The organism is Pyxidicoccus trucidator (genome assembly GCF_010894435.1).
Classification (GTDB): Bacteria; Myxococcota; Myxococcia; order Myxococcales; family Myxococcaceae; genus Myxococcus; species Myxococcus trucidator.
Map to the genome: position 1 here is coordinate 39,497 of NZ_JAAIXZ010000017.1, position 14,042 is coordinate 53,538.

The window sequence follows — 14,042 nt, forward strand, 5'->3', positions numbered from 1 at the left end:
ACGGCGGGCGCGCTCGGCCAGACGCCCCGACAGCTCGCGCCGCGGGCCTCGGAGGTTAATGGACGCGCCCTCTCGGGGACAAGCTATAGTCCGGACAACCCCGACAGATGTCCCACGCCGCCGCGCTCGCCCTGGCCGTTGTCCTCACCCTGCTCTCGCCGCTCGTTGCCGGCGCGAACGAGGACGGCCGTGCGCTCCAGGCCCGGCGCGTGACGGAGCGGATCGCGCTCGACGGCAGGTTGGACGAGCCCGCCTGGGTCGACGCCATCCCCTTCGACGCCTTTCTCCAGCGCTTCCCCCTGGAGGGTGCGCCACCCAGCGAGCGCACCGTGGTGCGCGTGATGTACGACGAGCGCAACCTCTACGTGGGGTTCACCTGCTTCGACTCGAAGCCCGCCCTGCTCAACCGGAAGCTCGGGCGGCGGGACAGCCCTCCCCCGTCGGACACCGTCGAGGTGGCCATCGACTCCGTGAACGATCGCCGGAGCGCCTACGTCTTCGGGGTGAACGCGGGCGGAGTGCTCTTCGACTCGCTCGTCCAGGACGACGGCACCGTCTCCTCCGAGTGGGACGCGGTCTGGGACGCCGCGGTCCAGACGCTGCCGGGCGGCTGGTCCGCCGAGCTGCGCATCCCGCTGAACATCCTCCGCTTCACCGAGGCCGACCTCCAGACGTGGGGGTTCCTCGCCCGGCGGAGGCTGGCACGCACGAACGAGGAGATGGCCTCCGCCCTCGTCCCCCGCACCGGCAGCGGTCAGATATCGCGGTTCGGCACGCTCGAGGAGCTGAGGCAGCTCAGGCCCCGCCCCCAGCTGGAGCTCAGCCCCTACCTGGCGGCCCGCGCCGCGCGCGAGCCGCAGTTCTCGGACCCCACCCGCCCCGACCCGCGGCTGCTCAATCCCTCGATGGACGTCGGGTTGGACCTCAAGGCGGCCCTCTCCAGCGAGCTGCTGCTGGTCGCCACGCTCCACCCCGACTTCGGCCAGGTGGAGGCGGACCAGCTCATCCTCGACCTGTCCAATGTCGAGCCCTACTTCCCGGAGAAGCGGCCCTTCTTCGTGCAGGGGCTGGAGCTCTTCCAGCCGCCGCCCAGCGGCAACGGCGGCGTGTCGGCGCAGCAGCTCTTCTACTCACGCCGCATCGGCCTGGAGACGCCCATCCTGGCGGCCACCAAGCTGACCTGGTCGGTGACGCCGCGGCTCGACGTGGCGTTGCTGGACGCCTATGTCCTCGGCACGCGCGCACCCGAGTTCGACGAGGCCACACCGGACCGGCGGTTCCGCCTGGGCCTGCTCCACTTCGGACCCGCGAACGCGCTGCCACGCGCGCCCCAGATTCCCGCGAACTTCCTGGTGGCGGTCACCCGCTGGCGGCCCCGGGAAGGCATGACGGTGGGCGGCCGGGTGGCGCTGGCCACCCCCTTCACCAGCACGTGCACCGACGAGGACGCCGCCCGCCCCGAGGCGCAGCAGCCGCTCGGCTGCGTGGCGCAGGGGGGCAACACAGGGGCCCTCGAGTGGGACCTTCGGAGCGCGGGCTCCGAGTGGGTGCTGGCCGGCCAGCTCCTTGGCTCGCAGACCGTCGGCGGGCCACCGCGGCGGCTCCTGAGCGACGGAACGCCCCTGGCCCGGGGGGACACCGGCCTGGGGGCCTACGTCATGGCGGGAAAGCTGGGCGGCGAGCCGTTCCGGTTCGACGTCTCCTACCGGTACAACAGCCCCACGCTCGAGCTCAACGCCGCGGGCTACCTGCCCAGCCAGAACGAGCATTCGGCGGCCGTCTACCTGCGCTACACCCGGCCGAACGGCCTTGGCCTGTTCCCCTCCTTCGATGCCTATGTGCTCGCCAACGGCACGTGGACCGCGGACGGCCGGGGCATCGACCGGGTCCGCCGGGTGGGTGCGGGGGTCAACGCGGTCCTCCCGGGCTTCCACGAGGTGGGGCTGGAGGTGGGCAACCTCGATCCGCGCTTCGACACCCGGGAGATTCCCGGCACGGGAATCCCCTACCAGCGCGCGGGCCTCCACTACCTCAGCCTCCTCGCCGAGACGAACCCGCACCGGCCCCTGTCCTTCTCCCTGGACGGCGTCCTCCGGTACACCCCCTGGCCCACGGCCTCGCGCGGGGCGCTGGGCTGGCTGGCGGATGCGGGCCTCACCTACCGCCCGGATGATCGCTTCGAGGCGAAGCTCCTGGTCAGCACGGAGCTGGCGCCGAGCGGCCCGCGCTGGGTCGACCCGGGTGAGGACGCGCCCGTCTTCGGCGCGCTGACCGCCCAGAGCCTCTCGTTCATCCTCCGGCTGCAGTGGGTGCTCACGCCGCGGCTGACGCTGCAGGGCTACGCGCAGCAGTTCACCAACCTCGGCAGGTATGACGGCTTCTTCCAGGGAGTGCCCGGAGAGGACTCGCGCATCCGGCTCTCGGACCTCGTGCCGGTGGAGTACGGGGGCAGTCCGGACTTCCACGGCTCCGCGCTGAACCTGAACCTGGTGCTGCGCTGGGAGTACCGACTGGGCTCACTCCTCTACCTCGTCTACACCCGCTCCCAGCTCGAGGCGCCGGGCACGCCACTGCCCCGGACGGTGCGCCCCTCGGGCCTGCCGAGTGGACCGACAACCGACGTCGTGCTGGTGAAGTGGTCCTACTTCTGGGCCGGCTGAGCCCCTAGAGGTCGAACTCCTCGCGCTCTTCTCCGCTCGCCGGAGACGCAGAGGGCTCGCCGGCGGCCCAGCGCAGCGCCTCGAGCTTCCGTGCGAGCTGCTCCACCGTCACCAGCTCGAAGAGGCTCCGCAGCGGCAGGTCCACGCCCAGGGCCTCCCGCATCCGGGAGTGGACGCGGATGGCGAGCAGCGAATGGCCGCCCAGCTCGAAGAAGCTCTCATCCACCCCGATGGGCGTGCGTCCCAGGAGCTCCTCCCAGATCGCCACCAGGCTCTTCTCCAGCGGGGTGCCCGGCGCCCTGACGGCCGGCCTGGCCAGCAAGGCCGACTCGGGCGCCGGGAGCGCCTTGCGGTCAATCTTCCCGTTGGCGTTGAGCGACAGGAACGGCAGAACCACCACCGCGGCCGGCACCATGTAGTGCGGGAGCCGCTCGCGGAGGAAGCTCCGCAGCTGCTGGCCCTGGTCCGCGCCGGAGGGCGTGGGCGCGCCGTCGCGAGGTTCATCGAACGAGACGTAGGCCACCAGCTCCTTCCCCCCGCTCACGTCACGGACGACGACCACGGCCTGCTTGACGCGAGGATACCGCTGGAGCGCCGTCTCGATGTCCCCCGGCTCGATGCGGAAGCCGCGCAGCTTCACCTGGAAGTCCGCCCGCTCCACGAACTCGAGGGCGCCGTCCTCCCTGTAGCGGCAGACATCCCCCGTCTTGTAGAAGCGGGCCCCTGGCCGCGACGAGAACGGGTTGGGGAGGAACACCTCGGCGGTCCGCGCGGGAGCGTTCAGGTAGCCCCGGCCCACGCCGATGCCGCCGATGTACAGCTCACCGGGGATGCCGATGGGCACCGGCTCCATGCGCCGGTCGAGCAGGTACATCTCCAGGTTGTCCAGGGGGAAGCCGATGGGGACGCGCTCCTCGTCCTCCGCGGGCGGGTGGTCGACGACGAAGAGGTTCGTGTCGTCGTTCACCTCGGTGGGGCCATAGGCGTTCAACAGGGGCTTGTCCGGGTACATCCGCAGCCAGCGGCGGCAGTACGCGGGCGGAAGCGCCTCGCCGGTGGGCATGGGCCAGCGGAGCGCCGCCAACGGGTGGCGGCGCTCGCCCATCCGCTCGAGCTCCTCGAGCAGGTTCGCCAGGAGCGAGGGCACGACCTCCAGGATTGTCACCCCCCGGCGCTCCACCTCCTCGAGGAAGCGCGGCGCGTCGTACTGGAGCGCGGTGTCGAAGATCTCCACCCGCGCGCCCACGGTCAGCGGCGTGAGGAACTGCCACACCGAGACGTCGAAGCACTGCGACGCGGTCTGCGCCATGACATCCGAGGGGCCGAGCTTCAAGCGCTCCCTCATCGACAGGGTGTGGTTCAGCTTCCCGCGATGCTCGAGCATGGCCCCCTTGGGCGTGCCCGTGGAGCCCGAGGTGAAGATGACATAGAGCAGGTTGGAGCCGGAGCTCCGGAGCGGCGGATTGGTCTCGGGGCCGGGATGCGCCCAGAGCTCCTCGGTGGAGAGGATCCGGGGCGGCGACGGATGCCCCAGCTGGGCCAGCGTCCGCTCCAACAGCTCGCGCTGGCCGGGGGACACGAGCACCAGCGGTACCCGGCTCTGGCCGAGAATCTGGGCGAGGCGCTCGGGAGGCAGCCCTGGATCGAGTGGCAGGTACCCACCGCCGGCCTTCAACACGCCCAGCACGCTCACGGGAAAGTGCAGCTCCCGCTCGGCCAGCAAGGCGACGAGGACATCCGGCCCCACGCCCTCCGCGATGAGCCGGTGCGCCGCGCGGTTCGCCCGCGTATTGAGCTCCGCGTACGTCAACGAGGCGTCCCGGTGGGTGACGGCAACCCGCTCCGGGGCCCGCGCCACCTGCTCCTCGACCAGCGCGTGGAGCGGGCGCTCCAGCGGGAACTCCACGGGGCGCTGGCTCCACTCCACGAGCAACCGGCGCCGCTCCTCCTCGGGGAGGATGTCCAGCGCCCGCAGCGGCACGTCAGGGCGCGCGACCAGCTGGGCCAGCAGGTGGAGCAGGTGCGAGAGCAGACGGGCGACCCGCGACTCTTCGAGCCGGTGGAGATCAAAGGTCGCCAGCAGGGTGAGCTCCGGCCCGGGGAGCACGTCCAGGTCCAGGGCGAAGTTGGTGTAGTCGAGGACCTCGATGTCCCCAATCCCCAACCGGCCCAGGTGGGAGCCCTCGGCGAGCGTGCGGGGAAAGTTCTCGAAGACGAGCAGCGTGTCGAAGAGCTGCTGTCCGCGCGGCAGCTCGCTCCACCCCTGGACCTCCATGAGCGAGCTGTACTCGTACTGCTGGCACTCCGCCTGCGCGGTCTGGAGCCGCTGCAGCCAGGGCAGGAGCGCGGCGTCCGGCTCCACCCGGACGCGGACGGGCAGCGTATTGATGAACATGCCCACCATGGCCTCGGCGCCCGGCAGGGTGACGGGGCGGCCGGAGACCGTGGCGCCGAAGACGACGTCGTGCTCGCCCGTGTAGCGCGAGAGCAGCAGGGCCCAGGCCCCCTGGAAGACGGTGTTCAGCGTGAGCGCATTCTCACGCGCCAGGTCGCGCAGCCGCTCCGAGAGCTCCCGCGAGAGCGAGGCCACCCGCCGTCCGTGGCGCGCCGCCTCTCCCACTTTGGAGGCGCGAGCGAAGGGCACGGGCGTGGGCGAGGTGAAGCCCCGCAGCCGCTCCCGCCAGTAGCGCTCGGCCGCCTCCCGCGGCTGCTGCTTCACCCACGCGATGTAGTCCCGGTAGGGGCGCACCGGGGCCGGCGCCGGCGTCCGCCCCGCCGAGAGGGCCTGGTACGCCGCAAGGCACTCCCGCAGCAGCAGCCCGAGCGACCAGCCGTCCGTCAGCAGGTGGTGGCAGCTCCAGATGAAGACATGCCGCGCCTCCCCGAGCCGGGCGAGCGCCAGCCGCATGAGCGGAGCCTTGTCGAGCTCGAAGCCGCGCCCACGGTCCGCCTCCAGGTATGCGTCCAGCGTCTTCCGCTGGGTGCCCTCATCCAGTTGCCGCCAGTCGAGCGACTCGAGCGGGAGCGCCACCTCGCGGTGGAGGATCTGCAGCGGCTCATCCACGTCATCCCAGGCGAAGGAGGCGCGCAGGGCCCCGTGCCGTTCGAGCAGGTACGTCCAGGTGGCCTGGAACGCGGCGAGGTCGAGTGGGCCTTCCAGGGCGCAGACAATCTGCAGCACGTGCTGCCCCGCGGCCGGCGCGTAGAGGCTTTGGAAGAGCAGCCCCTGCTGCAAAGGCGAGAGCGGGTAGATGTCGTCGATCGCGGTGCGGGTCATCGGCGGGAGCGGGGACGTTACCGGCTCGGACTGGCCCCTTCAACGAGGCCTACGCGTCTTCCTGGACTTCCTTGACAAGGATCTCAGCCGACTGCCAGCATTCGCTGCGCCCCGATGAACTTCCACCTCACCGCGAAGGAGAAGCTCGCCATCGTCAAGGCGCACTGGGAGATGTTCGGCGCGGCGCAGACGCTGCGAGAGGTGATCGCCCACCTCGTGGCGCCGGATACGCGGGACGATGGCTTCGACCGGGAGCACGGCGTGGACACCACCCGCCATGTCATGCCGGATGAGGCGGGGCTTCCGGCGGGGGTGCTCGACAGTGCGTCTTCCTACGTGCCGACGCCTGCACGGGTGATCCGCCACGCGCTCCAGTCGCTGCCCATCCAGCACCGGGACTTCACCTTCGTGGACTTCGGGTCCGGCAAGGGGCGGGCGCTGCTGGTCGCGTCCGAGTTCGAGTTCTCGCGCATCATCGGAGTGGAGGCCTCGGCCATGCTGCACGAGGTCGCGCTGCGCAACGTCGCGCGTTACACCTCCTCCACGAGGCGCTCCCAGGACATCCAGTGCTTCAACATGGATTGCCTCGACTTCGAGCTCCCCCGCTCCAACGCCGTGCTCTACATGTACCACCCGTTCGGGGCCTCCGTGCTGCGGCGGGTGCTCGCCCGGGTGCGCCAGTCGGTCGACGAGTCCCCCCGCGAGTTCTTCATCATCTACGTCTGCCCCACCTACGGGCGGGTGTTCTCCGAGGTCCCCGGCTTCCAGAAGCTGCGAGACTTCCAGGTCATCCGCTTCGACCACTCCTGGGGCATGTACCGCTGCGTCCCGCCGGGCACCGGGCAATCCCGGCGGCCTGCCGCGCCCTGAAAAGAAATGCACGCCATGCCCACCCGCTCGTTCTGGGTCGACTTCGTCGAGAACCACTGGCAGCGCAAGCCGGGGATCTTCAAGAACCTGATGCCCACGCCCATTGCGACCGCGGAGGAGATGTTCGGCGCGATGAGGGCGTCGTTCGCGCGTCCGCAGACAGAGGCGACGAGCGTCTACGTGGACGGCCGCCACCTGACGGCCGCGGAGCACGGGGCGTTCGCGCCCAGCGACGCCGACCGGGACGTGAGCGCGTACCTCGCCCGGTGCGCCCCCGAGCAGGAAATCTGCATGGTGATCTACAAGCTCCAGGAGCTCTTCCCGGACGCCTGGCTGCGCGCCCGTGACTTCCTGCACGAGCTGTACGGCCTGGTCGGCATGCCGACGCACGCGAACCTCGAGGTCTTCTTCGGCCGCTACTCGGGTACGCCCCGGGGCCCCCACCGGGATGAGGCCAACAACATCTCCTTCATCCTCCAGGGGAAGAAGACCTACCTGCTGTGGCCCGAGGAGTACTTCGCGCAGCGGGGCGTGGCGACTGGCACGCTGGGCGGGCAGAGCTGGCCACGAGATCTGCGCGAGCCGGGGCTGCTCGAGCGGTTCAGGAAGGACGCCATCGTCCTCGAGGCGGAGCCGGGGGACGTCCTCTTCTGGCCGTACACGTACTGGCACACGGTGGAAGCCCATCCGGAGGAGCCCACGTTCGTGCTGCACATCACCCTGTACAACCGGCCGCGCGCGGCGGTGCTGGCGGAGGTCCTCGCCGGGGTGTTGCAGCAGCTTCCGGGCGCCGGTGAGCGCATCGACAGCTGGGGGCCGTTCCCCGGCGGCGTCACGCGGCCCGTGGCCCCGCCCACGCAGGTGCTCGGCGCGTTCGACATGCTGCGCTCCTCGCTTGAGCCGGAGTTCGTCCAGGCGCTCCTCACGGATCAGTGGATGCGGCACGTCTCCGGCTACGGATTCGACACCCTCCCCCCGCGCAAGCAGGACGTTCTGCCCAGCACCGCCGGCAAGGTGCGGACCGATGACCGGTATCCGCTGGCCTGGCAGTCCGCCGACGGACACGTGCACGTCTGGAGCAATGGCCACCGGCTCTCGGTGCCCCAGACCGAGGCCGTGCTCGGCTTCCTCGGACAGGTCAACTCGGGAGAGTGGCTCGCCGTGGAGCTCCGGGAGCGGAGCCCGCTGGAGACGCTCATCCAGGAGCTCCACGCCGTCCGCGCCCTGGAGTGGCGGGCCGAGGCCTGACTTCGCGCGCCTGCACGCCCTGCTCCCGGAGGAGCACGCCATGACGCCACAGGCCATCCCCCGAGTTCCGCTCGTCTCCCGAGAGCGCTTCGCCGCATCGTGGGAGAAGGCAGGACACCCGGTCATCTTCACCGGTGCCACCCGGGACTGGCCCGCCGCCTCGAAGTGGTCGTTCGAGTGGTTCCGCGCCACGCACGGAGACGTCGAGATCACCGTGAGGTCGGCGCTGTACACCTGGGGCGCCCTGCCTGGCACCGCGGAGCCGCTGGGCGGTGCACGAAGGATGAAGCTGGCCACCTACCTGGACGAGGTGGAGGCCTCAGCGGCGCTGCCGCTCGCGAGCGACCTGGACGCGCTCGCGGACACGATGCTGGAGAAGAGGCCGGAGGACATCAACCACCTGGTGGGTCCATCGCTGCTGCGGGCCGTGCCCTCCCTGCGGGAGGACGCCCGCTTCCCGGACTATGCCCCCCGGTGGCTGAACCGGCTCACCGAGTCCTCTGTCTGGATTGCCCCGCGCGGCACCTTTGCCCAGCTCCACAGGGACCGCGCCCACAACCTCTACGCCCAGCTCTCGGGCCGAAAGCGTTGGCAGCTCTACTCGCCCGCCCGGGCCCGGCTCCTCCAGCCGGCGCCGCTCGATTGGGCGGCAGACCTCAGCGGGGTGGATCTCAAGCCGGGTGCGGCCCGACGGACGACAGCCAGCGGGCTCCGGCCGGACTACGACTTCATCCTCGAACCGGGCGAGCTCCTCTTCCTCCCGGTGCACTGGTGGCACCGCGTCCACACGCTCTCTCCCGCCATCGCGGCCAACCTCTGGTGGTGGGACATCCCGACGACGGTTCGCGTCGGTCCGGTGGCGGCACGCGTCGCCCTTCAGATGAAGCTGCAGGAGGCCTATACCCTGCTGCGCCGGAGCCTCCCCCGGGGCTGAGCGCGCCGCCGCCATCCCCGGGTGTGCTGGCCGTATGCGCCGTCGGCCGCGGCACCGGGCCCCGCAGGCCCGGAAATGAAAAAGGCCGGCTGCCCTGGGGGCAACCGGCCATTTTCTGTTCTGGAGCCGACATCCGGATTTGAACCGGAGACCTACTGATTACGAATCAGTTGCTCTACCAACTGAGCTATGTCGGCAAAAAAGGTGGGCGCGGAGTACCACGCCGGTTCTGGTCGGGCAAGGACAAATGATCAGCCCCGTGCATTCGCGCCCCCTCCCCGCCCGGCTGCTCCTTGGCTCTCCAAGCACCCCACCGTGACAGCGATGACACACCGCGTCCGACCTCGGTGACACAGCGCGTTGCCATAAGTGCCCGTCATCTCTCCACATTCCGGAGGAATCCCTTCCGCTGCGCGCGGTTGAATCCTCCAAGCGGCTATGCACATAAGGGCCGCCATCCCCGCGTGCCTCGCCACCAACCCGGTGGGGCCCACAAGGAGCGTTTCCCGTCATGGCCAGCGAAGAGAACTTCATGCGCGCCCCGGCCCCCTCGCCCAAGCGCACCGTCTACACGGAGGCGATGGAGATCTTCCATCGCGCTGCGGACCTCATCAAGCTGGACAAGCGCGTCCGTCTCGAGCTCGAGGAGCCCGACTACGAGCACATCTTCTACGTCACGGCCAAGCTGAAGGACCGCCTCGTCCCCCTGGCCGCCGACCGCGCGAAGTCCTTCGCCGACCTGCCCGAGACGCAGGTCCGCAACAAGGAAGGCCTGGAGCTGCTGGCCAACGGCAACATCATCCTCAACGGCCGCGCCCTCCTCGGCTCGGACGTGGCCATCCGCCAGGGCCACCTGCGCCTGCCGGACGGCAAGGTGTACCAGCTGGTCCCCGGTGAGTCGCAGCGCTTCAAGGCCTACCGCGTCCAGCACAACCAGGCCCGCGGCCCCTACAAGGGCGGCCTCCGCTACCACCGCGAGGTGTCCCTGGACCTCTTCAAGGCCCTCGCCGCGGAGATGACCTGGAAGACGGCCATCTCCGAGGTTCCGTTCGGCGGCGGCAAGGGCGGCATCCAGATCGACCCGCGCGAGTACGGCCGCGAGGAGATTGAAGCCATCACCCTGCGCTTCATGTACCGGCTCAAGAGCCTCATCGGGCCGAACATCGACATCCCCGCGCCGGACGTGGGCACCAACCCGGACATCATGGCGCTGCTGTACCGCCAGTTCTCCGACGGTGAGCGCGAGCGCCACAACCTGCGCGGCATCGTCACCGGCAAGGACGTGCGCATCGGCGGCTCCGAGGGCCGCGGCAAGGCCACCGGCCAGGGCGTCGCCTTCTGCATCGAGGACTACTACGCCGACAAGGGCGAGTCCGTGAAGGGCAAGACGTTCGTCCTCCAGGGCTTCGGCAACGTGGGCAGCCACGCAGCCCTCATCCTCGCCCACAACGGCGCCCGCCTCCTGGCGGTCAACGACGCCGACGGCACCATCTACAACGGTGACGGCATCGACGTGAATGCGCTGGCCGCCTACGTGGCCGACCCCAAGAATCTCAAGCGCAGCGTGCTCGGCTTCCCCGGCGCCCAGAAGATCGAGAAGAAGGACCTCTGGGAGGTCCAGGCCGACATCCTCATCCCCGCCGCGCTGGGTGGCGAAATCACCGCGGACGTCGCCGAGCGCCTCAAGGTGAAGCTCATCGCCGAGGGCGCCAACGGCCCCACCACCCCCGAGGCCGACCGCGTCCTCCAGAAGCGCGGCATCGAGATGATCCCCGACATCATCGCCAACGCCGGCGGTGTGACGGTGAGCTACTACGAGTGGATCCAGAACAAGCGCATGGAGCGCTGGAGCGAGGCCGAAGTCGACCAGCGCCTCGAGCGCGCCATGAAGCGCAACTACCGCATCATCCGCGACATCTCGCGCAACCAGCCGCGCAAGACGGAGATGCACGACAGCCGCCAGTACTGCATCGGCGAGGCCGTGGACACCCGCTGCGCCGCGATGATTCTCGCGCTCAAGCGCATCGAGGCCCACTACCTCCTCGAGGGCTTCTCGCAGTAGTCCGGGCGAGCGCCTCACCGCTGTAACGAAGAAGGGCACGGCCTCCCATTCGGAGGACGTGCCCTTCGTGCTTCCAGGGTCCGGAAGACTGGCTCGCACGGCCCCCACCTTCCGGGAGCGACGGGCCGTCAAGCCCTTCACGGGCCCCGGAGTGGCTTCAGTGCATCACCCGCTCGCGGTCCACCAGGAGCAGCGGCGCGTCATCCTGCGTCTCGTAGGCGACAATCCGCAGGCCCACGCCCCGGCTGCTGCCCTCGCGCCCGTCCTTGCGCCCGAAGGACAGGGCCACCTGGTAGCGGACCTCGCACAGGCACGTCATCTCCGTGCCGTCCTCGCCGGAGAACGTCACCTTCAGCTTCTCGCCCAGGCCTACCGAGTCCCGGACCTCCACGAACATGCCCCGCGCGCTGATGTTGCGGCCCACCCCCCTCATCATCCCGTCCTGGGTGGTGAGGTAGACGGTGAAGACCTTGTCGAAACGAAGGTGGGTGCGGCGCTCTTGAGGACGCTCGAACACTTGGATGTGCCTCCCGGAACAGGTGGTGACAGGCACAAACTACATGGTAGCCAGATGTAGGCAACTTCTTCACCTATATCTACCCCTGACCACCCACCAGAAGAGGAGTGCCCGGGGGGCGGCTCGGTGGCACCATGCCCGGGAACCCGCGTTCCCCGGAGTCCCCTCTCGTGAGCCGCTTCCTCGTCGCCGCCGTCACCCTCCTCCTGCCCGCGCTGGCCCTGGCCGACGTGGACTCGCGCTTCGCGAAGCTGCGCGACGAGTCCGAGCCGCTCGGCGGGCTGGGGGCGTTCCTGGAGAAGTACATCGGCGCGTGCGAGGGCGCCTTCGTGGACCCTCAGTGCAAGTCGCAGGCGGAGGAGTTCCGCAAGAAGTACCAGGGCAAGCGGCTGTACATGATTGTCACCGAGGACGACGCCACCATGCTGGCCCCGGGCCCGTACTCGCCCGCCACGGGGGAGTACACCATCAACATCACCCCGTTCTTCCCGGGCGGCCGCTACGCGCTCACCCACGGCGCGCCGAAGAAGACGGACGCCGGCGGCAACCCCGTGCTGCCCTTCCTCGCCGTCACCGGCACGCTGCCCGAGGGGTGGAATGCGCAGATGTTCTCGCGCATGTTCTCCATGCGCGGCGTGCGCGCGCAGGTGGTCTTCACCCCGCAGGGCGTGTGGAGCCTCCCCAAGAAGGGCGGCGGGAAGAACTTCGGCGTCACCGCCCGAATCGAGGGCATCCTCGTCACCGAGGGGCGCACCGGCCAGCAGCTGGGCCTGTGGCTCGGCGGCAAGGACGCGAACAAGGGGAAGTAGCTCCCTGACGCGGCGGCAAGCCTCGGTGCCGGGCCCCGGTGGCCCGGCGCTCCCGCCTCACCGGGCCAGGGGCACGCGTCGAAGCGCGGCGCCCTGCTTCCCGCTTGATGGGCGGCGGGCTCCGAGGCCGGCGTGCCTCAGCAAGCGTGAGATGCAGGCTCCAGAGGCGGCGTGCCTCAGCGGGCGATGGCCACGTACTGGAGCGCGTCGCCCCGCTGCACCCGCAGGAGGATGCTGGCCCCGGCGCTCCCCTTGGCCAGCGCCGCGCGCACCCCGGCCGCGTCCTTCACCCGGCGGCGGTTCACCTCCGTCACCACGTCGCCCGCGCGCACGCCCGCCTCGGCCGCCGGGCTGCTCGGCGTGACGGTGGACACCAGCGCCCCGGACCAGGCCTGCACGCCCAGCGGCGCGGCCACCTCGGGCGTCAAGTCGCGCAGCACCAGCCCCACGTCCTCCTCGCTGGAGCTGCGCTGGAGGAGCCCCTCGGTGGCCTCCTGCGCGGGACGGACGATGAGGCGCACCGTCACCTCCTTCGTGACGCCCTCGCGCATCAGCGTCAGCCGCGCCTCGGTGCCGGGCGCCAGCAGCGCCACCTTGCGCAGCAACTGCAGGTACGAGCCGATGGTGCGCCCGTTCACCGCCACCAGCCTGTCGCCGGGACGGATGCCGGCGGTGGCCGCCGGGCTTTCCTTGTAGACGTCCTTCACCACCGGGGCGCGCCGCTCGCCATTGCCGCCGTCGTCGTTGATGACCACGCCCAGCCAGCCGCGCTCCAGCTTCCCGTTCTCCCGCAGGTTGGGCAGCAAGTCCTTCACCAGGTTGATGGGCACCGCGAAGCCGATGCCCTGCCCCTGGCTGATGATGGCCGTCGTCACGCCCACCACCTCGCCCTTCATGTTGAAGAGCGGCCCGCCGGAGTTGCCGGGGTTGATGAGGGCGTCCGTCTGGATGAAGTCGTCGAACTGGCCCACGCCCAGCACGCGCTCCTTGGCGGAAATCATCCCGTGCGCCACCGAGTGGTCCAGGCCGAAGGGGTTGCCGATGGCCAGCACCCAGTCCCCCACCTCCAGCCGGTCCGAGTCCCCCAGGTAGACGGCGGGCAGGTTGCCCAGGCCGGCGCCACTCAGCCGCAGCAGGGCCACGTCCGTGGACGCGTCGCGGCCCACCACCTCGGCGGGGAACTCGCGGCCGTCCGACAGGCGCACCGCAATCTGCCGCGCCCCCGCCACCACGTGGTTGTTCGTCACCACCAGCCCGTCGGGCGTCAGCACGAAGCCGGAGCCGGTGGCCTTCTTCATCCCCCCCAGCCCACTCTCGCGCAGGGCCACGGTGGTGATGTTGACCACGCCCGCCTCCACCGCGCGAATCAGCGGGGCCAGCGACGTGGGGGGCACGAAGTCGGGGATGCCCCTGTCACCGGGGGCACGCTCGCGCCACAGCCCCAGCCCCAGCGCGGCGGGGCGGCCTTCACCCGCCGTCCCCTGGGAGGCGGCGAACCAGGCGGTGTGCTCGCGCACCCGCGCCTGGAGCCATGAGTCGAGCGGACCCTCGTCGGCACCCGCCACGGGGGCGAGTGCCAGCACGAGAAGGACGGAGAGCAGTCGGGAGGACACGGTGAGGCAGCTTATACGGCGGGCCATGGCGTTCGGGGCCAACAGCCACCCC

9 protein-coding genes and 1 tRNA gene are annotated in these 14,042 nt (G+C 70.3%); 6 read left to right on the plus strand and 4 right to left on the minus strand.

Features of this window, described 5'->3' with window-relative positions; genetic code table 11:
* The first annotated feature begins 107 nt into the window (after positions 1–107).
* On the plus strand, positions 108–2,660 hold the full coding sequence (locus G4D85_RS36305) for a DUF5916 domain-containing protein (protein ID WP_164018690.1): 2,553 nt from the start codon (positions 108–110) through the stop codon (positions 2,658–2,660).
* 4 nt (positions 2,661–2,664) lie between these two features.
* Here G4D85_RS36305 and G4D85_RS36310 read toward each other — a convergent pair whose 3' ends face one another.
* Complete coding sequence (locus tag G4D85_RS36310) at positions 2,665–5,937, minus strand: non-ribosomal peptide synthetase (RefSeq protein WP_164018691.1); 3,273 nt, start codon at positions 5,935–5,937, stop codon at positions 2,665–2,667.
* A 114-nt stretch (positions 5,938–6,051) separates the two neighbouring features.
* Between G4D85_RS36310 and G4D85_RS36315 the strand changes: the two genes are divergently transcribed.
* From G4D85_RS36315 to G4D85_RS36325, 3 genes are read left to right on the plus strand one after another with little or no spacing between them, the layout of a single operon-like run.
* Complete coding sequence (locus tag G4D85_RS36315; RefSeq protein ID WP_164018692.1) at positions 6,052–6,807, plus strand: class I SAM-dependent methyltransferase; 756 nt, start codon at positions 6,052–6,054, stop codon at positions 6,805–6,807.
* Positions 6,808–6,822: 15 nt separating this feature from the next.
* On the plus strand, positions 6,823–8,055 hold the full coding sequence (locus G4D85_RS36320) for a cupin-like domain-containing protein (protein WP_164018693.1): 1,233 nt from the start codon (positions 6,823–6,825) through the stop codon (positions 8,053–8,055).
* Positions 8,056–8,095: 40 nt separating this feature from the next.
* The gene (locus G4D85_RS36325; protein WP_164018694.1) at positions 8,096–8,989 is read left to right on the plus strand and encodes a cupin-like domain-containing protein; all 894 of its coding nucleotides are present in this window, start codon (positions 8,096–8,098) and stop codon (positions 8,987–8,989) included.
* Positions 8,990–9,110: 121 nt separating this feature from the next.
* Here the strand turns inward: G4D85_RS36325 and G4D85_RS36330 are convergent.
* Positions 9,111–9,186 (minus strand) — tRNA-Thr (locus tag G4D85_RS36330).
* Between the two features lie 314 nt (positions 9,187–9,500).
* Here G4D85_RS36330 and G4D85_RS36335 point away from each other — a divergent pair.
* Positions 9,501–11,051: a Glu/Leu/Phe/Val family dehydrogenase gene (locus G4D85_RS36335; RefSeq protein ID WP_164018695.1), complete on the plus strand. Its 1,551-nt coding sequence runs from the start codon at positions 9,501–9,503 to the stop codon at positions 11,049–11,051.
* A gap of 157 nt (positions 11,052–11,208) precedes the next feature.
* On the opposite strand, the gene G4D85_RS36340 is transcribed toward G4D85_RS36335, so the two are convergent.
* Positions 11,209–11,568 carry a PilZ domain-containing protein gene (locus tag G4D85_RS36340; protein ID WP_164018696.1) on the minus strand — a complete coding sequence of 120 codons (360 nt, stop codon included), beginning with the start codon at positions 11,566–11,568 and terminating at the stop codon, positions 11,209–11,211.
* 170 nt (positions 11,569–11,738) lie between these two features.
* On the opposite strand from G4D85_RS36340, the gene G4D85_RS36345 reads away from it, so the two are divergent.
* Entirely contained in the window at positions 11,739–12,377 is a 639-nt protein-coding gene (locus tag G4D85_RS36345; RefSeq protein ID WP_164018697.1) for a DUF6066 family protein, read from the plus strand.
* 176 nt (positions 12,378–12,553) lie between these two features.
* On the opposite strand, the gene G4D85_RS36350 is transcribed toward G4D85_RS36345, so the two are convergent.
* Entirely contained in the window at positions 12,554–14,017 is a 1,464-nt protein-coding gene (locus G4D85_RS36350) for a trypsin-like peptidase domain-containing protein (RefSeq protein ID WP_205525857.1), read from the minus strand.
* Positions 14,018–14,042: the final 25 nt, after the last annotated feature.